An 18177-nucleotide genomic window follows, 5' to 3' on the forward strand; every position below is an offset into this window, starting at 1 on the left:
ACTTAACCCTCAATAAAGGAGCGTCACCATGAACCCAGCCAGCCAACTGCCCCAGGACCAGCGCCAGCGTTGCGAAGTCTGGACCCGCGTAATGGGCTATCACCGCCCGGTTACCGCGTTCAACCCGGGCAAGCAGTCCGAGCACCGCGAGCGGCTGCATTTCACCGAAGCTGCGGCGCGGTGACCGCAGCACTTCGCGTCGGGGGGCTGGTCCCCCTGACCACGCTGGATTTCCCCGACCATCTGGCCTGTGTGCTGTTCTGCCAGGGTTGCGGCTGGCGCTGCCGCTACTGTCACAACCCGCAACTGATCCCCGCCTGTGGCAGTGAGGAAAAGCCCTGGTCGGAAATCCTCACCTTCCTCGAACAACGCGTCGGCCTGCTCGAGGCGGTGGTGTTCAGCGGTGGTGAGCCGACCCTGCAGACCGCGCTGCCCGAGGCGATCGCTCAGGTGCGGGCGCTGGGCTACAAGGTCGGCCTGCACAGTGCGGGCATCAAGCCGAAGCTGTTCGCCAACATCCTGCCACTGGTCGATTGGGTCGGTTTCGACATCAAGGCACTGCCCGAGCACAGCACGGCGATCACCGGCGTGGATGGTAGCGGCAAGGCCAACTGGAAGAGCCTCCAACACCTGCTGGACAGCGGCGTCGAGCATGAATGCCGGACCACTGTGCATTGGCAGCTGTTCGACGCCGATACCCTCTGGGACATGGCCCAGCGCTTGCGCCGGCTGGGGGTCGAACGCTTCGCCGTGCAATGCGTGCGCACCGCGCGGATGTTTGACGACAGCCTCGCCGAAAGCCGTGCGCCCTACGATCAGCAGCGACTGTGGGAGCGGCTGGATCGGTTGTTTCCTTCGTTCGTTTTGCGCGGCTAGCGAGTGTGGCGAGTACCTTATCCACGCGTGCTTGCGCGCTAGGCTTGGCTCTGTAGGGTGGGCTTTAGCCCACCGTGCGGGGCGTTGAAGAGATTCTGGTGGGCTGAAGCCCACCCTACGCCTGCCGGTGCTGCAGTCCCATCGGGGATGGGCTCTAGCCCAACATGTTCAGGCTACTCACCAGCCCCAGAACTGCAACCACCAGCCATAGCCCACCAGTACGCAGCTGGCGTTGACGCAGGCAAACGCCAGCAACCGGCGCAGGCCGTTGCCGCCGTGACGGCTGATCACGTTCCAGGCCAGGTACAGGCTCCAGAGCACGGCGCCGATCAGCAGCGCGGCGCGCGCCGGTTGTGCCCAGGCCAGCAGGAAGCCTTCGTAGCGCAGCAGCTTCACTGTCGTCGCGGAAAGGCCGAGGAACAGCCCGGCGCCGCCCAGCGGGACCAGCGCCAATGCCAGGTGCTGGAACACGTTGTCGCCACGGCGCATTACTCGCACGGCAGCGCGCAGCAGCAGCCATAGCGCGCCGCCGACGAGCAACGAGGCGCCGAAGATATAGGTGAGGATCACTGCCCCATCGAGCCAGGTGAAGGCATCGTTGGCCTGCGGATAGTGGGTCAGCAGCCACCAGGGGGCGTTGGCTTCCAGCGGCCAGAAGATGTCGCGGTCCACCAGCCATTCCGCCGCGGCTTGCTTGAGGGTGATGAACCAGGGACTGACCGTCCACTGGAAGGCGCCCATGGCCAGGCCGATCATGCCGAACAGCAACAGCGTGCTGTCCCAGTGATTGCTTTGCTGCTGGCCACCGACGATGAGAATTTCCGCGTTCGGCGAGCGTGCACTCAACTGCACCGCCCCGCGTTGGCTGCTGCAGCGACCGCAGGCGTGACAGTCGGCGTTGCCCTGCATGCGGCGGATGTCGATCAGCGGGGCGCAGTTGGGTGTCGGCAGGTGCGGTTCGCGATTTTCCAGCCAGCGCTGCTCATCGACCTTGTAATGCACCGGCGCCAGCCGGGCGAGCAATGCGAACACGCCGCTGACCGGGCACAGATGGCGGCACCAGACGCGCTTGCCGCGGCCGTAGAGAAAGCCCACCAGCATCGCCGCGACCGTGGAGCCGCCGAGGATCAGCAGCGCCGCCTGGGCGTAGTCATAGACGCTGATCAGCTGGCCGTAGACGGTGGTGAGGATGAAGGCAATGGTCGGCCAGCCGCTCCAGCGTACCCAGCGCGGCGTGCGCTTGTTCAGCCCGCGCCAGCTGATCCACTCGCTGAGCGAACCCTCGGGGCAGAGCACGCCGCACCACAGGCGGCCGAAGAAGACCATCGACAGCAGCACGAACGGCCACCAGAGGCCCCAGAAGATGAACTGCGCGAGCACCGTCAGGTTGTCGAGCATACCGGCCTGGGCCGGCGGCAGATCGAGAACGGCGGGGAGCACCAGCAGCGTCAGGTAGAAGCCCACCACCAGCCACTGCAGCAGGCGAATGGCCTTCGCATGCTGGCGTAGCAGGTCGCCGAGTCGCGCCAGCCACGGCGCTTGGGTAATCACGCCGGCCTCGTAGCGAGCTGCACCTGCGGCCGGGGTTTGAGCCAGGCCCATGCGGCAAGCCAGTACAGCCCCAGGGTTGCAACCGCCGCCAGCGAAGGCATCGCGCGATAGCCAGTGAGACCCGCGATGGTGCCGCCTAACGCGCTGCCGTCATCCAGCAGGGCGGAGGTATCCCAGAGCGGATCGCCAAACACGGTGTAGAGCACCTCCGGTACGTCCATGCCCATCAGCTGGCCACTGAAGCGATCCAGCGCCGCCATCAGCAACGCGCCACCGAGCAGCAGCAACATCACCTCGCTGACCTGGAAGAAGCGCCGCCAGCTGAAGTAGCGACTGCCGGCCTGCAGAGCCGCATAGCTGAGCAGGGCGAGGATGAAACCGAGCACGCCGCCGATGACGAAGCGGGTGAGGTCCAGCCCCTCCTGCTGGTTGCCGATGCCGTAGAGAAACACCACCGTCTCGCTGCCTTCGCGGCCCACTGCGAGCATGGCCAGTAGCAGCAAACCGAAACCGCTGCCCTGGCTGAGCTTTTCCGCGGCGCTGTTCTGCAGGCTGGCCTTCATGGTGCGGCCATGCTGATGCATCCAGCCGACCATGTGCAGGATCAGCAGGCTGGCTACCAGCAGCATCGCGCACTGGAACCATTCACCACCGCTGCCGGCGAGCCAGTCACCTGCATGCAGCACGCCCCAGCCCAGCGCGGCGGCCAGGCCGAGGCCGGCGGCGACACCGGCCCAGAGCATGCGCAGCGCATTGCCCGCGCCCGGTTGCTGGCGCAGCCAGGCATGCAGGATGCCGATGACCAGCAGGGCCTCGACGCTTTCGCGCCAGACGATGAACATGGATTGGCCCATGGATGTGCTCCTTTTTACTACTTGGCGATGATCTCGCCTTCGGGAAGATCCATATGGAATTCGTCGAAGAACGGATAGCGACCTGGCTTGAGCGGGTGGATCACGACGAAGGAGGTCACACCGGGTGACAGCACCTTCTCGACGCGCAGCGGTGTGCTTTCGAACTCCGTCGGCCCGCTGCCGGCGTTGTGCACGATGATCTTGAAGCGCTGGCGGGCCGGCACTTCGATGGTTGCCGGCTCGAAGTGGCCGTCGCGGATGGTCAGCTCATACGTCGGCAGCGCTGCCTGAGCCGGGCCAGCAAGCCCGGCAAGCAACGGCAACATGCCGAGCAGCGCTTGCCCGGCGCGGCGCATCAGTAGCCCCCTTTCTTGCCGATGCCGGCATAGGTGAACTCGTAGCTCAGCTCGCAGCCTTCGAACCAGGGCGCGACGCCGGTTTCCTTGTCGGTGTGGCGACCGAACATGTTGTGCCCCGAGCCTGGCGGAAGAATCTTGTAGGTCAGCTGGTATTTGCCTGGGCCGAGCAGCTTGACGTTGTCACCGTAGTGCGGCCCATCGTTGGCCACCATCGGATGGAATTCGCCCTCCACCACCTCGTCGGAGCCTTTCTTGCGCAGCGTGTAGTGGATGCTCAGATACGGCACGAAGCTGCCTTCCTGCCAGCCGTTGCGGTTGTCTTCGGTGGCGCTGATATCGGCTTCCAGATGGACGTCGGACTCGGCGGCGGCGCGCATCATGCCCGGCGGGTCCATTTCGACCGGCTGCAGATACACCGCGCCGACCTCCATGCCGCCGCACTGTTGCGGTTCGCCGATGGGGTATTCCTTCGCCTGGGCGAGCGGGGTGAGCAGCAAGGTGGTGATAGCCAGAGTGGCGGGGATGCGCATTTGGGGAGCCTCCGGAAAGCAGAAAAGGACGGAGAGAAGATTGCACTTGCGCCTTCGAATGATAATGATTCGCGTCAATTTCCCAAGAAATATTTTGTTACCGGTGGCTGTATGCAAATCCGAATGTCACTACAAACCGCTGCTCGCGGGGGCTGTAGCCGAGCTGCGACCAGTCGTCACAGTAAGCCTGGTTGCCCGCCAACGAGCGGCGCGTTGCGAACCTGCATCGAACGAATCCTCTAACATGGTGCACTTTTCGTATCCGGGGCCTTCATGCAACCGCCCGTAGCTCTCGACGCCCGCGCCGCACGGATCCTGCCGTGGCTGGTGGCGATCGCCTTCTTCATGCAGACGCTCGACGGCACCATTCTCAACACCGCGCTGCCGGCCATGGCGCGTGATCTGGCGGAAAACCCGCTGCGCATGCAGGGCGTGGTGATCGCCTACATGCTGACCGTGGCGCTGCTGATTCCGGCGTCCGGCTGGATCGCCGACCGCTTCGGCAGCCGGCGCATCTTCGTTACCGCCATCGTGCTGTTCTCCGTGGGCTCGCTGTTCTGCGCGCTGTCCACCAGCTTCAACCAGCTGGTGGCGTCCCGTGTGCTGCAGGGGCTGGGCGGTGCATTGATGCTGCCGGTGGGGCGGTTGGTGGTGCTGCGGGCGTTTCCGCGCAGCGACTTCGTGCGGATCATGGCCTTCATCGCGCTGCCGGGGCTGGTCGGCCCGCTGCTTGGGCCAACCCTGGGCGGCTGGCTGGTGGAGTACGCCTCCTGGCACTGGATCTTCCTAATCAATCTGCCGGTGGGGGTGATCGGCTGTATCGCTGCGCTGCGTTTCATGCCGGATCTGAAGGGCCCCGAGCGGGTGCGCTTCGATACGCTGGGCTTCGTGCTGTTCGGCGCGGCGATGGTGCTGGTCACTATCGCTCTTGAAGGGCTCGGTCATATGCACATGTCGCATGCTCACGTGATGCTGCTGCTGTTCGCAGGCGCGGCGTGCATGGCCGCTTACTGGCTGCGCGCGGGGCGCATCAGCGCGCCGCTGTTCAGTCCGGCACTGTTCCATACGCGCAGCTTTGCCGTGGGTATCTTCGGCAACCTGTTCGCCCGATTGGGCGGCGGCGCGTTGCCGTTCCTGCTGCCGCTGCTGCTGCAGGTGGCGCTGGGCTATTCGCCGGCGCAGGCCGGGATGAGCATGATCCCGCTGGCACTCGGGGCGATGGCAGTGAAGTCCCTGGCCAAGCCGATCATCGACCGCCTCGGTTATCGCCGCCTGCTGATCGGCAACACCCTGCTGCTTGGCTGCCTGATCGCCAGTCTGGCGACCATCGATACGCTCACGCCGACCTGGCTGCTGCTGGTGCACCTCGGGCTGATCGGCATGGTCAACTCGATGCAGTTCACCGCGATGAACACCGTCACCCTGGTCGGCCTCAGCCATGCCGATGCCAGCAGCGGTAACAGCCTGTTGTCGGTGGTGGTGCAGTTGTCGATGAGCCTTGGTGTCGCCACTGCCGGTGCGCTGCTCGGTGGCTTCACGGTGGATGACGCCCAGGGCAGCGAAGTGCTGCATGCATTCCAGCTGACCTTCCTCTGCGTCGGCGGCATGGCAATGCTGGCTGCCGCGTTGTTCCTGCAACTGGAACATCGCGATCCCGCTCAGGCTGACGATCCGCGGCGTTCGGTGGATGTCGGTGAATAGCGCCGACGCCTATCTGTAATGTTTCACGACAGGTGGTTGCTTGAGCGCTGCGTCAGGCTGGCGCAGCGCCTACCGAGCTGAGCGGGATATGGCCGTCATGGCCATCGGCTCATCGCAAAGACCCGCTGCAATTGTTTACCTGTTCAAGTAAACATTATCGACCTGTCGTCATAAGCTACATATCGTTGAGGCTCTGAAGCGGCACTGCGCCGTTATCAAAGGAGCGAAACGATGAGTGCAATGAGCCTAGCCTGGCTATTGATCGGCACCTCGCTGTGCAGCGTGATGGTGCTATTGGTATTGCTCTGGTTGCTATGGATGGGGCGGCAAAGCCAGTGCCGTGAGCTGACGGTATTGCGCGAGCTGCTGGATGGCCTCGGCCAGGTGATCGTGCGTCTGGAACAGGACAAGGCTGAATTGACCTCGGGGCTACGGGCGGAAAAAGCCCATGTTGCCCAGCTGCGCCGTCAGCTGGAACTGTTGCGCGGTTGATTGTTTGTTGTTTAAACAAACATATTTCTTCGAAGCCGCCTGATTCGCCGTTATGATTCCGACCTATTGTTTATAAAAACTACAAATAGGAGGTTTCATGCATCCCGTAGTCGTCGAAGTCACCCAGCGCCTGATCGAGCGCAGCCGCCCGACGCGCGAGCCATATCTCGCCATGATTCGCGGCGCTGCCAGTGCTGGCCCCGCGCGCAACGGGGCGCAATGCGCGAACTTCGCCCACGGCGTTGCCGGTTGCGGTGCGCAGGACAAGCAGCGCCTGCGCCTGCCGGATGCGGCCAACGTCGCCATCGTCACCGCCTACAACGACATGCTTTCGGCTCATCAGCCGTACGAGGACTACCCCGAACGCCTGCGCCAGGCGCTGCGCGACATCGGCTCGGTGGGACAGGTGGCGGGCGGCGTGCCGGCGATGTGTGATGGCGTCACCCAGGGCGAGCCGGGAATGGAGCTGGCCATTGCCAGTCGCGAGGTGATCGCCATGAGCACCGCGGTGGCGTTGTCGCACAACCTGTTCGATGCGGCGCTGTTGCTCGGTATCTGCGACAAGATCGTTCCCGGGCTGCTGATCGGCGCGCTGCGCTTCGGTCATCTGCCGGCCGTGTTCGTGCCGGCCGGGCCGATGCCATCCGGCCTGGCCAACAAGGACAAGGCCGCGGTGCGCCAGCGCTATGCCGAAGGCAAGGCCAGTCGCGATGAACTGCTGGCGGCGGAGATGCAGGCCTACCACAGCCCTGGCACCTGCACGTTCTACGGCACCGCCAACACCAACCAGATGCTGATGGAAGTGATGGGTCTGCATCTGCCGGGGTCGTCCTTCGTCAATCCGGGCACGCCATTGCGCGATGCGCTGACCGCCGAGGCGGCGCACCAAGTCACTCGACTGACGCCGCAGGGTGGCAGCTTCACGCCGCTGGGTGAGCTGGTCGACGAGCGTGTGCTGGTCAACGCCATCGTCGCGCTGCATGCCACCGGCGGCTCGACCAACCACACCCTGCACATGCCGGCCATTGCCCAGGCGGCCGGCATCCAGCTGACCTGGCAGGACATGGCCGACCTCTCCGCCGTGGTGCCAACGCTGGCCCGGGTCTATCCCAACGGCTCGGCCGACATCAATCATTTCCATGCTGCGGGCGGTGTAGCGGTGCTGGTGCGCGAGCTGCTCGCGGCCGGCCTGCTGCACGAGGATGTGCATACCGTGATGGGCCGTGGGCTCAATCGCTACACCCAGGAGCCCTTCCTCGAAGACGGTCGGCTGACCTGGCGTGAAGGCGCGGCGGCGAGCCTGGACGAAAGCCTCCTGCGGCCGGTCGCTCGGCCGTTTTCTGCCGAAGGCGGTCTGCGGGTGATGAGCGGCAATCTCGGTCGCGGCGTGATGAAGGTGTCTGCCGTGGCTCCCGAGCATCGCGTCGTGGAGGCGCCGGCGCGAGTCTTTGCCGATCAGCTGGAGTTGGTCGAGGCATTCAAGGCGGGCGAGCTGGAGCGCGACTTCATTGCGGTGGTGCGCTTCCAGGGGCCACGTGCCAACGGCATGCCCGAGTTGCACAAGCTGACGCCCTATCTCGGTCTGCTGCAGGACCGCGGTTTCAAGGTCGCGCTGGTTACCGACGGGCGCATGTCCGGTGCGTCGGGCAAGGTCCCGGCGGCAATTCATGTGTGTCCCGAAGCCATCGATGGCGGGCCGCTGGCGCGCTTGCGTGACGGTGATCTGCTGCGTGTGGATGGGCAAAGTGGCGTGCTCGAGGTGCTGGTCGATGCCGCGGAGCTGGCCGATCGTTCCCCGGTAGCGGCGCCTGCCGCGCAGGTGCAGGGTTGCGGGCGCGAGCTGTTCGGCTTTATGCGGGCTGCGTTCAGTTCCGCCGAGCAGGGCGCCAGCGTATTCACCGCCGGGCTGGAGGCGCTGCGATGACGCTGGCGCTGGTCGGTGATATCGGCGGCACCAATGCGCGTTTTGCCCTGTGGCGCGACTCGCAGCTTGAGTCGGTGCGGGTACTGGCCGCGGCGGATTTCGAAACCCCGGAGCAGGCAGTCGAACATTACCTGTCAACGCTCGGCCTGGCGCCGGGCAGCATTCGCGCCATGTGCCTGGCCTGTGCCGGACCGGTCAAGGGCGAGCAGTTCACCTTCACCAACAATCACTGGCGGCTGACGCGAAGCGACTTTTGCGGTGCCCTGCAGCTGGACGAGCTGCTGCTGATCAATGACTTCGCCGCGATGGCGCTGGGTATGACGCGGGTGGGCGAGGCGGAGCGCCGCATGATCTGCGCCGGCGAGGCCGAGCCGGATGCGCCGGCATTGGTCATCGGGCCGGGCACGGGGCTTGGTGTCGCCGCGTTGCTGCCCTTGGGTGGCGGTAATTGGCGCGCGCTGCCGGGGGAGGGCGGACACGTCGATCTGCCAGTGGCGGATGCGCATGAGGCGGCGCTGTGGCAGGTGCTGTTCGCTCAGCTTGGCCATGTGCGCGCCGAAGACGTACTCAGTGGCGGTGGCCTGTTGTTGCTCTATCGTGCGGTCTGCGGCTTGGCCGGTTTGATGCCCCGACTGGCGTCGCCGGCGGAGGTTACGGCGGCTGCGCTTGCGGGTGATCATGTGGCGGTGGCGGCCTTGGAGCAGTTCTGTGTCTGGCTCGGGCGGGTCGCCGGCAACAACGTGCTCACGCTCGGCGCGCGGGGAGGGGTGTATATCGTCGGCGGTGTGGTGCCGCGTTTCGCCGATTTCTTCGCGGCCAGTGGTTTCGCCCGCGGCTTCGCCAGCAAGGGCTGCATGAGTGGCTATCTCGGCGACGTACCGGTGTGGCTGGTTACCGCTGAATATCCGGGGCTGGAAGGCGCCGGCGTGGCGCTGGAGCAGGCGCTGGCGCGCTGATCTGGCGGTATTGGGCGTGGTGATGGCGGGATGTTGTTATAGCAACATCCCGCGTCCGCGCTGCCTCGGTTTCTTTAGCCCGGTTCTTCATTCGCTGGATAGCGGCTGGCATTGAGGCTTTCCTTCACCTTGCGCAGATGCGGCTGGAAATCCACGCCACGGCGCAGGGTCATGCCGGTAGCGAGCACGTCGAGTACGGTGAGTTGGATGATGCGTGAGGTCATTGGCATGTAGATGTCGGTGTCCTCGGGAAGCGGAATGTTCAGGCTCAGCGTGCTGGCCTGCGCCAGTGGCGAGCCGGCGGCGGTCAGGCCGAGTACCGAGGCGCCGTTCTGCCGCGCGATACGTGCCACCTCTACCAATTCGCGGGTGCGCCCGGTGTAGGAAATGATCACGAACAGCTCGCCGGTATGCGCTACCGAGGCCAGCATGCGCTGCATCAGCACGTCCGAATGGGCGGTCACTGCCAGGTTGAAGCGGAAGAATTTGTGCTGCGCATCCAGCGCCACCGAGGCCGAGGCGCCGAGGCCGAAGAAGTGGATCTGCCGGGCCTGGATCATCAGGTCGACGGCGCGGCTGACCAGCTGCGGGTCGAGGCTCTGGCAGGCGCTGTCCAGCGAGGCGATGGCCGAGCCGAAAATCTTGCGCGTGTATTCCGCCGGGCCGTCGTCCGGTTCTACCGCCTGGCTTACATAGGCGGCGCCGCTGGCGAGGCTTTGCGCCAGCTGCATCTTCAGCTCGGGATAACCGCTGACGCCAAACGAGCGGCAGAAGCGGTTGACCGTAGGCTCGCTGACCTGGGCGGTCTGTGCCAGGGTGGCGATGCTGAAGCGAGTGGCCTGCTGCGGATTGCGCAGGATCACCTCGGCGACCTTGCGCTCGGCCTTGTTGAGGTCTTCGATGCGGCGCTGGATCTGCTCAAGCAGGTTGTGTACGCGGTCCATGTCAGTCCTGATGCGGCTTGCGAAAGGGGTGGCCTATGCTACTGAGCAGGGTGCGGAGCGACCACAGGAATCTCGATTTGCGGTAAATGTTGTTTTTATTACTACATTAAACTTGAATAACCAGGCATCGCCGTGTATTCATAGGGCAGTATTAGTAGAAGAACAAACATCATGACGCCATTATCTGTCGAACCCTGCACCCTGGCGCTGTTCGGCGCCCTCGGTGATCTGGCCCTGCGCAAGCTGTTCCCCGCGCTTTATCAGCTCGATCGCGCCGGCCTGCTGCCAACCGAAACCCGTTTGCTCGCACTGGCTCGCGAGAGCAGCGAGGCGGCAAGCCATCTGGCAATGATTGAAGAGCATCTGCGCCGCCATGTCGGCGAGCGCGACCTCGATGAAGCCGTGCTGCAGCGCTTCATGGCGCGCCTGGATTACCTGAGCATGGATTTCCGCCGTGCCGAGGATTTCGCCGCGTTGGCGGACAAGGCCGGCCAGGTCGAAAGCATCGTCGCTTTCTTCGCTACCCCGGCTTCGGTCTACGGCGCGATCTGCGCCGGGCTGGCCGAGGCGGGGCTGGCCGAGCGCACCCGCGTGGTGCTGGAAAAGCCCATCGGCCATGACCTGGAGTCCTCCCGCGAAGTGAACGATGCGGTGGCGCGCTTCTTCCCGGAAGACCGCACCTATCGCATCGACCATTACCTGGGCAAGGACACGGTGCAGAACCTGATCGCCCTGCGCTTCGCCAACAGCCTGTTCGAGACCCAGTGGAACCAGAACCACATCTCTCACGTGGAGATCACCGTTGCCGAAACGGTCGGCATCGAAGGGCGCTGGGGCTACTTCGACCAGGCCGGCCAGCTGCGCGACATGATCCAGAACCACCTGCTACAGCTGCTCTGCCTGATCGCCATGGACCCGCCCAGCGACCTCTCGGCCGACAGCATCCGCGACGAGAAGGTCAAGGTGCTCAAGGCGCTGGCGCCGATTGCGCCGGAGCAGCTCGGCCAGCAGCTGGTGCGCGGCCAGTACGTCGCCGGCAGCATCCTTGGCCGCCACGTGCCGGGCTATCTGGAGGAAGAAAATTCCAACACCCAGAGCGACACTGAAACCTTCGTCGCGCTGCGTGCCGAGATCTGCAACTGGCGCTGGGCCGGCGTGCCGTTCTACCTGCGCACCGGCAAGCGCATGCCGCAGAAGCTGTCGCAGATCGTCATTCACTTCAAGGCGCCGCCGCACTACATCTTCGCCCCGGAGCAGCGCCAGCTGATCGGCAACAAGCTGATCATCCGTCTGCAGCCGCAGGAAGGCATTTCGCTGCTGGTGATGACCAAGGACCAGGGCCTGGACAAGGGTATGCAGCTGCGCAGCGGCCCGTTGCAGCTGAATTTCTCGGAAACCTACAAGAGCCCGCGCATCCCCGATGCCTACGAGCGGCTGTTGCTCGAAGTGATGAAGGGCAACCAGAACCTCTTCGTGCGCAAGGACGAAATCGAATACGCCTGGAAGTGGTGCGACCAGCTGATCGACGGCTGGCAGCGCGTCGGCGCCCCCCCCAAACCTTACGCAGCAGGCAGCTGGGGACCGGCTGCTTCGATTGCCCTGATCAGCCGTGATGGCAGGAGTTGGTATGACGATCTCTAATCTCGATCTGCCGGTGCAGACCCTGGGCTTCAGCCTTGGTGACGCCGAGCAGCTGGCCGGCGAACTGGCGCTGACCGTGAGCAACGCCCTGCGCAGTGCGATCACCGAGCGCGGTGCGGCGACGCTGGTGGTTTCCGGCGGCCGCAGCCCGATCGCCTTCTTCGAACGCCTGGCGCAGCAGGAACTGGATTGGGCCAAGGTCACCGTCAGCCTCGCCGACGAGCGCTGGGTGCCGGTCAGTCATCCCGACAGCAACGAAGGTCTGCTGCGTCGCCACCTGCTGCAGGGGCCGGCTGCTGCAGCGCGCCTGGTCGGGCTTTACCAGAGCGCGGCGAGCCTGGAGCAGGCGGCCGAACGCGCCGATGCCGCGCTGGCCGAACTGCCGCCAATCGATGTGCTGGTGCTGGGCATGGGTGAGGACGGCCACACCGCCTCGCTGTTTCCGGACAGCCCGAATCTGCAGCAGGCGCTCGACCCGCGTGGCACGCGGCGTTGCTTGCCGATGCAGGCGCCGACTGTGCCGCGCCAGCGTTTGAGCATGAGCCTGTCGTTGCTGGCCAGTGCCCGGCTGACGCTGCTCGCCCTGCATGGTCGCGGCAAGCTCGCCACGCTCAATCAGGCCCTGGCTGGCGAGCCCTACGAAGCGATGCCGATCCGCGCCTTCCTCGCCCGTCCCCTCGAAATCTACTGGTGCCCCTGAGGCCGCAAGGAATTTTCCATGACATCTATCCAAACCAGCGCCGAAGCCATGAACGACAAGATCGCCCTGATCGACAAGTGGTGCAGCGCTGCGCGCATCCTGCCGGTGATCACCATCGAGCGTGAGGCGGACATTCTGCCGCTGGCCGATGCTCTGGCCGCCGGCGGCCTGCGCGTGCTGGAAATCACCCTGCGTTCGGCGCTGGGCCTGGGCGCCATTCGCCTGCTGCGCGAGCAGCGCCCGGAGCTGATCGTCGGCGCCGGCACCGTGCTCGACGCCAACATGCTCGAGCAGGCCGAGGCCGCCGGTGCGCAGTTCATCGTCTCGCCCGGCAGCACGCCGGCGCTGCTCGAGGCCGCGTTGCAGGGGCCGCTGCCGCTGCTGCCGGGCGTCGCCAGCGCTTCGGAAATCATGCTCGGCTATGCCATGGGCTATCGCCGCTTCAAGCTGTTCCCCGCCGAGATCTGTGGCGGCGTGGCAGCGCTTAAGGCGCTGGGCGGGCCGTTCGGTGACATCCGCTTCTGCCCGACTGGCGGCGTCAATGCGCGCAACGCGCGGGACTACCTGGCCCTGACCAATGTGATGTGCGTCGGCGGCACCTGGATGGTCGATGCCAAGGCCGTGCGTGCCGGCGGCTGGGCCGCCATCGAAAGCGCCACGCGCCAGGCCCTGCAGGCGCTGGACAGCGCGTCGGCAGCCGAACTGCCGCGCGACTTCGACCTGCGCGCCGAGCGTGCCGAGCAGCGCGAGCTGTAATCGTCCCATCCCTTCGTGGCGGGCAAAGGCCCGCCGCTTCTCCCCCTTCTTCTCGCTACCTGGAGGTTGCATGAGCAACGCGCGCCCGCTTTCCGAGCTTTTCCCCCGTCTGGATGAGATTCCCGAGGCCTATCGTCCGGATGCACCGGTTACGCAGCGCGATTATCTGGTCGATGGCAAGCTGATGAACTGGGACGGTCCTTTGGCCGAGGTGCGCAGCCCGGTGTTCCTGCGCGAGGCGGACGGCAGCGAGCGCCAGGTAGTCCTTGGCAGTACGCCGCTGCTGGATGCCGACGCCGCGCTACGCGCTTTGGACGCCGCCGTCGCCGCTTACGATAACGGTCGCGGCGCCTGGCCGACCATGCGCGTGGCCGAGCGCATCTCCCATGTGGAGGCCTTCCTGGCGCGCATGCGCGAGCAGCGCGAGGCGGTGGTCAAGCTGCTGATGTGGGAGATTGGCAAGAACCTCAAGGATTCCGAAAAGGAATTCGACCGCACCTGCGACTACATCGTCGACACCATTCATGCGCTGAAGGAGCTGGACCGCAGCTCCAGCCGCTTCGAGCTGGAGCAGGGCACGCTCGGCCAGATCCGCCGCGTGCCGATGGGCGTGGCGCTGTGCATGGGGCCGTACAACTACCCGCTGAACGAAACCTTCACCACGCTGATCCCGGCGCTGATCATGGGCAACACGGTGGTGTTCAAACCGGCCAAGTTCGGTGTGCTGCTGGTACATCCGCTGCTCGAAGCCTTCCGCGACAGCTTCCCGGCCGGCGTCATCAACGTCATCTATGGCCGAGGTCGCGAAACGGTCAGCGCGCTGATGGCCAGCGGCAAGGTCGACGTGTTCGCCTTCATCGGCACGCACAAGGGTGCCGCCGATCTGAAGAAGCTGCACCCGCGTCCGCACCGCCTGCGCGCCGCGCTGGGGCTGGACGCGAAGAACCCGGGCATCGTCCTGCCGGATGTCGATCTGGACAATGCCGTGGAAGAGGCCGTGACTGGCGCGCTGTCGTTCAATGGCCAGCGCTGCACGGCGTTGAAGATTCTCTTCGTGCACGAGGCGGTGCTCGATGGTTTCCTCGAACGTTTCGCCGCTCGCGTCAATGCGCTCAAGCCCGGCATGCCCTGGGAGCCGGGCGTGGCGCTGACGCCGCTGCCGGAGCCAGGCAAGACCGATTATCTGCACGCGGTGCTCGAAGACGCAGTAGCCAAGGGCGCGCGAGTGGTCAATGCCGGTGGCGGCGAGTCGCACCAGACCTTCTTTCATCCGGCGGTGCTGAGCCCGGTCGATTCGTCCATGCGTGTCTATCACGAAGAACAGTTCGGCCCGCTGGTGCCCGTGGTGCCGTATCGCGAGCTGCAGGAGGTGATCGACTACGTCACCGCTTCGGACTACGGCCAGCAGCTGTCGATCTTCGGCAACGACCCGGCGCAGGTCGGCGAGCTGGTCGATGCCTTCGTCAACCAGGTCGGCCGCATCAACATCAATGCCCAGTGCCAGCGCGGGCCGGACAGCTACCCGTTCAACGGTCGCAAGAATTCCGCCGAGGGCACACTGTCGGTACATGATGCGTTGCGTGTGTTCTCCATCCGCACCCTGGTGGCGACTCGCTTCAACGAAGCCAACAAGCAGCTGGTCGATGACATCATCCGTGAGCGTCGCTCCAGCTTCCTCACCACTGATTACATCTTCTGACGGAGCCTTGCCATGGCCTCGCCCGTGCTCGCCCAGCCGCTTTTGCTGGGCATGATGCGCCTGATGGAATACCCCGAGCTGGGTGAACCCCAGGCACTGCTGGCGTTCATCGAACGCTGCGTCGAGCGCGGGTTGAATGGTTTCGACCATGCCGACATCTATGCCGGCGGGCGCTGCGAGGCGCACTTCGGCGCGGCCCTGCGCCTGGCGCCGGCGCTGCGCCAGCGTCTGCAGATCATCGGCAAGGCCGATATCGTGCCGGCGGGGCAGGATTGCTCGCGTTGGCAGGTCAAGCACTACGACACCAGTGCCCGTTATCTGCGCGAGGCGGTCGACGGCAGCCTGGCTAGGCTGGGTGTGGAGCGGCTCGACGGTTTTCTGCTGCACCGGCCGGACCCGCTGTTGCAGGTCGACGAGGTGGCCGACACGCTGAACGACCTGATCGCCAGCGGCAAGGTCGGCTGGGTAGGGCTGTCGAATGCCGAGGTGTTGCATTGCCAGGCATTGGCGCAACGCGTGCCGCTGCGCTGCAACCAGATCGAACTCTCGCTGCAGGCCCAGGATTGGGTCTGGAACGGCGGTTTGCATGCCTTGCAGGCTACGGGCCTGCAGGTTTTGGCCTGGTCTCCGATGGCAGGCGGGCGCTTCGGCGAGCGGCTGCGCAACGCCCTCGAAGCAGTCGCCGCCGACCGGGGCGCGACGGCCAATCAGGTAGCGCTGGCCTGGCTGCGCATGTTGCCTGGGCGCCCACTGCCGATTCTCGGCAGCTTGCGCTGGGAGCGCATCGAGGAGGCATTGCAGGGCGCCGAACTGGCACTCGACCGTCCCACCTGGTTCTACCTGAGCGAAGCGGCCCGAGGGCATGAAGTGGCGTAAGGCTGGGATGCTCATCTGTCGGCCATCCAAGGTGGAAAATGCTTCGCAGTTTTCCACCCTACGCGACGGTTCGTAGGGTGGATGACGCTTCACCCATCCACCGCGCGGCATTCGCGATGGGATCACACCGCTATATCCCCGATACGACATGCCACCGATTGCCGGATTGATCGTACCCACGCTCCCGCGTGGGCACGCCGCTGGGTCCGTCACGTGCCTTGGGCGCGGGAGCGCCTGAAGGTGGGTTCCCACGCAGGAGCGTGGGAACCATCAAAATCCGGGGGGTGGACCGGGTTTCGTAGGGTGGATGACGCTTCACCATCCACCGCGTGGCATTCGCGATGGGATCACACCGCTATATCCCCGATACGACATGCCACCGATTGCCGGATTGAACGTACCCACGCTCCGGCGTGGGCACGCCGCTGGGTCCGTCACGTGCTTGGCGCCGGAGCGCCTGAAGGTGGGTTCCCACGCAGGAGCGTGGGAACCATCAAACCCTACGCGACGATTCGTAGGGTGGATGACGCTTCACCCATCCACCGCGCGGCATTCGTGATGGGATTCGCATCGATTCGTCCTGATTCAACAAGCCAGCGATCGACGGGGGCTGCGGGTGGTCCAAAATGGTGCGCTCCTGTGCTAGGGTCGCGTCCGCCGCGGGACGACCCGTCGGCGTGTCGAATCGTGCGGGGACGACCCTGCAGTTGATGGAGTCCTCGTCATGCATTCGGCCTGGATCATGCTGACTATCGCCGGTCTTCTGGAAGTGGGTTGGGCCATTGGCCTCAAGGCTTCCGAGGGCTTCACCCGCCCGCTGCCCAGTGCGCTCACCGTTGTGGCCATGGCGGGGAGCTTCTTCCTTCTTGCCCGCGCCATGCAGGTCCTGCCGGTGGGTACCGCCTATGCCATCTGGGTCGGCATCGGCGCGCTGGGCACCGTGGCATTGGGCATCCTTATCTTCGGCGAAAGCGCCTCGCCCGCACGGCTGGCGAGCGTCGTGCTGCTGCTGGCGGGTTTGGTGGGGTTGAAGCTGACGGCCTGAAACGTGGCGCCTTGTCCTGACGTACGCTCGAGGCGGTTTGCGCACTCCGCCTTCCTGCAATTGGTGGGCTGAAGCCCACCCTACGGTGCCAGCAGGCGTCGTAGGGTGGATGACGCTCTATCCATCCACCGCTTCGATGGCGCAGATGTGCGAATCGTCTCGTTCGTACCGGGCCGCCTGGGGGAGTCGGTGCTCCTGCATCTGGTGGGCTGAAGCCCACCCTATGGGTAGCAGGCAATGGTGCGCGCGCTTGCCGGTTTTTCAGCGTATCTCGATGCGCTCCAGCAGGTACTTCTTCGCTCCGCTATCACCCACTCGCGCCGCTTCGTCGGCCAGGCGCAGGGCGCGTTCGACATCCTTTTGCGCCAGTGCCGCATCGATCGCCTGGCGGTAGTAGGACGAGGTTTCTGGCAGCACGGCCGGTGCCGGCGCGCTGGGCAGCTCGTTACCCATTTCCTGGCCGATGCTGTAGCCCGGTACGTAGCCTTTGGCGGTCGAGCCGGCGGCGCTGTCGGGGATCATCACCAGTCTGATCACGCCTACTGGCGAATGCCGCGCCACCGGGTCGGGGATGCTTGGCGGCTCGTTGCCGAGCGCCTTGGCATAGGCCTTGGCCGGGTGCTGCAGAACGGTCTGGCCGGCCATTTGCGCGTCGCTGGTGTAGAGGATCAGGTAGCGCTCGTTGCCCGGGTGCTCGGGCTGCGAGCGGTCGATGCGAATGCGCGCATCGAGGCTGTCACCCTTGAGCCCGGTCGGCGGTACATAGCTGAAGTCATCGGCGCCGAGCAGTCGGGTCGGACGCATGCGGCTGTCGAGCAGCATGGCATTGGGCGCGAGTACGCTGCTGCCGGCCTGGCTGTAGAGGCGGATCTCGAATGACGGGCCGCCAGCTGGCAGCGTGAAGGCGCGGAAGAAGCTCTTGCCGGTTTCGAAGGCGTAGGCCGGCGCCTGGGTGTCGATCAGCATGTCGCCAGTGAAACCGGCCTCGAGTTGCTGGAAGGGCAACTGGTCGATACCGTTGCAGCAGGTTGGCGCGGCGGCCAGCGCATCACGCGCCTGCTCGACCGAACGTTGCAGCGGCGCCGGGGTGGCAGTGAGGGCGTCGACCCGGCGCAACGGTTCGCTGCTGCAGCCGGCAACCGTCAGGGCGGCTAGCCCGGCGGCAAGGAAGAACATGCGATGCATGGTAGTTCTCCGAACAAAAAATGCCCCGACCTGCCAGCGTCGGGGCAAAGGCACCGTCTGGACGGTGGGAGCGGAAGGGGTGCCGTCG

18 protein-coding genes are annotated in these 18177 nt (G+C 65.2%); 12 read left to right on the plus strand and 6 right to left on the minus strand.

The window, feature by feature from the left end; all coding sequences use genetic code 11:
• Positions 1–28: 28 nt before the first annotated feature.
• Together nrdD and SM130_RS03840 are read left to right on the plus strand one after the other, a co-directional pair.
• Positions 29–184, plus strand: a complete 156-nt coding sequence (gene nrdD / locus SM130_RS03835) for an anaerobic ribonucleoside-triphosphate reductase (protein ID WP_003279708.1) — start codon at positions 29–31, stop codon at positions 182–184.
• Positions 181–876, plus strand: coding sequence for an anaerobic ribonucleoside-triphosphate reductase activating protein (locus SM130_RS03840; protein WP_102824493.1), 696 nt, complete (start codon positions 181–183; stop codon positions 874–876). Before nrdD ends, SM130_RS03840 begins: the two co-directional genes overlap by 4 nt.
• A 177-nt stretch (positions 877–1053) precedes the next feature.
• On the opposite strand, the gene SM130_RS03845 is transcribed toward SM130_RS03840, so the two are convergent.
• Genes SM130_RS03845 through SM130_RS03860 form a run of 4 tightly spaced genes read right to left on the minus strand, consistent with a single transcriptional unit; the run spans position 1054 to position 4170 of the window.
• Positions 1054–2427: a 4Fe-4S binding protein gene (locus SM130_RS03845; protein ID WP_102824642.1), complete on the minus strand. Its 1374-nt coding sequence runs from the start codon at positions 2425–2427 to the stop codon at positions 1054–1056.
• The gene (locus SM130_RS03850; RefSeq protein WP_102824494.1) at positions 2424–3281 is read right to left on the minus strand and encodes an FTR1 family iron permease; all 858 of its coding nucleotides are present in this window, start codon (positions 3279–3281) and stop codon (positions 2424–2426) included. The genes SM130_RS03845 and SM130_RS03850 overlap by 4 nt, the downstream gene beginning before the upstream one ends.
• Positions 3282–3298: 17 nt before the next feature.
• Positions 3299–3637 (minus strand): cupredoxin domain-containing protein, encoded by a 339-nt coding sequence (locus SM130_RS03855; protein WP_102824495.1) that lies wholly within the window; start codon positions 3635–3637, stop codon positions 3299–3301.
• The gene (locus SM130_RS03860) at positions 3637–4170 is read right to left on the minus strand and encodes an iron transporter (protein WP_102824496.1); all 534 of its coding nucleotides are present in this window, start codon (positions 4168–4170) and stop codon (positions 3637–3639) included. Before SM130_RS03860 ends, SM130_RS03855 begins: the two co-directional genes overlap by 1 nt.
• A 273-nt stretch (positions 4171–4443) precedes the next feature.
• Between SM130_RS03860 and mdtD the strand changes: the two genes are divergently transcribed.
• The 4 genes from mdtD (at position 4444) to SM130_RS03880 (ending at position 9243) form a co-directional block, all read left to right on the plus strand.
• Positions 4444–5871, plus strand: a complete 1428-nt coding sequence (gene mdtD / locus SM130_RS03865) for a multidrug transporter subunit MdtD (protein WP_102824497.1) — start codon at positions 4444–4446, stop codon at positions 5869–5871.
• Positions 5872–6102: 231 nt separating this feature from the next.
• Positions 6103–6363: a hypothetical protein gene (locus SM130_RS03870; protein WP_102824498.1), complete on the plus strand. Its 261-nt coding sequence runs from the start codon at positions 6103–6105 to the stop codon at positions 6361–6363.
• A 97-nt stretch (positions 6364–6460) separates the two neighbouring features.
• The gene (edd, locus tag SM130_RS03875; RefSeq protein ID WP_102824499.1) at positions 6461–8287 is read left to right on the plus strand and encodes a phosphogluconate dehydratase; all 1827 of its coding nucleotides are present in this window, start codon (positions 6461–6463) and stop codon (positions 8285–8287) included.
• A complete protein-coding gene (locus SM130_RS03880; RefSeq protein WP_102824500.1) occupies positions 8284–9243 on the plus strand; it encodes a glucokinase in 960 nt (319 codons plus the stop codon). Before edd ends, SM130_RS03880 begins: the two co-directional genes overlap by 4 nt.
• Before the next feature lie 74 nt (positions 9244–9317).
• On the opposite strand, the gene SM130_RS03885 is transcribed toward SM130_RS03880, so the two are convergent.
• The gene (locus SM130_RS03885) at positions 9318–10187 is read right to left on the minus strand and encodes a MurR/RpiR family transcriptional regulator (RefSeq protein ID WP_102824501.1); all 870 of its coding nucleotides are present in this window, start codon (positions 10185–10187) and stop codon (positions 9318–9320) included.
• 171 nt (positions 10188–10358) lie between these two features.
• On the opposite strand from SM130_RS03885, the gene zwf reads away from it, so the two are divergent.
• From zwf to sugE, 6 genes are all read left to right on the plus strand, one after another.
• A complete protein-coding gene (zwf, locus tag SM130_RS03890) occupies positions 10359–11828 on the plus strand; it encodes a glucose-6-phosphate dehydrogenase (protein WP_102824502.1) in 1470 nt (489 codons plus the stop codon).
• Positions 11815–12528, plus strand: coding sequence for a 6-phosphogluconolactonase (gene pgl / locus SM130_RS03895; protein WP_102824503.1), 714 nt, complete (start codon positions 11815–11817; stop codon positions 12526–12528). The genes zwf and pgl overlap by 14 nt, the downstream gene beginning before the upstream one ends.
• Positions 12529–12546: 18 nt before the next feature.
• The gene (locus SM130_RS03900; RefSeq protein ID WP_102824504.1) at positions 12547–13284 is read left to right on the plus strand and encodes a bifunctional 4-hydroxy-2-oxoglutarate aldolase/2-dehydro-3-deoxy-phosphogluconate aldolase; all 738 of its coding nucleotides are present in this window, start codon (positions 12547–12549) and stop codon (positions 13282–13284) included.
• Between the two features lie 70 nt (positions 13285–13354).
• Positions 13355–14983 carry an NADP-dependent glyceraldehyde-3-phosphate dehydrogenase gene (locus SM130_RS03905; RefSeq protein WP_102824505.1) on the plus strand — a complete coding sequence of 543 codons (1629 nt, stop codon included), beginning with the start codon at positions 13355–13357 and terminating at the stop codon, positions 14981–14983.
• 12 nt (positions 14984–14995) lie between these two features.
• Positions 14996–15859, plus strand: a complete 864-nt coding sequence (locus SM130_RS03910) for an aldo/keto reductase (RefSeq protein ID WP_102824506.1) — start codon at positions 14996–14998, stop codon at positions 15857–15859.
• A gap of 724 nt (positions 15860–16583) precedes the next feature.
• Entirely contained in the window at positions 16584–16904 is a 321-nt protein-coding gene (gene sugE, locus SM130_RS03915) for a quaternary ammonium compound efflux SMR transporter SugE (protein ID WP_102824507.1), read from the plus strand.
• Between the two features lie 261 nt (positions 16905–17165).
• On the opposite strand, the gene SM130_RS03920 is transcribed toward sugE, so the two are convergent.
• Positions 17166–18089 carry a MalM family protein gene (locus tag SM130_RS03920; RefSeq protein WP_102824508.1) on the minus strand — a complete coding sequence of 308 codons (924 nt, stop codon included), beginning with the start codon at positions 18087–18089 and terminating at the stop codon, positions 17166–17168.
• Positions 18090–18177: the final 88 nt, after the last annotated feature.

Source organism: Stutzerimonas stutzeri (assembly GCF_038561965.1).
Lineage (GTDB): Bacteria > Pseudomonadota > Gammaproteobacteria > Pseudomonadales > Pseudomonadaceae > Stutzerimonas > Stutzerimonas stutzeri_AA.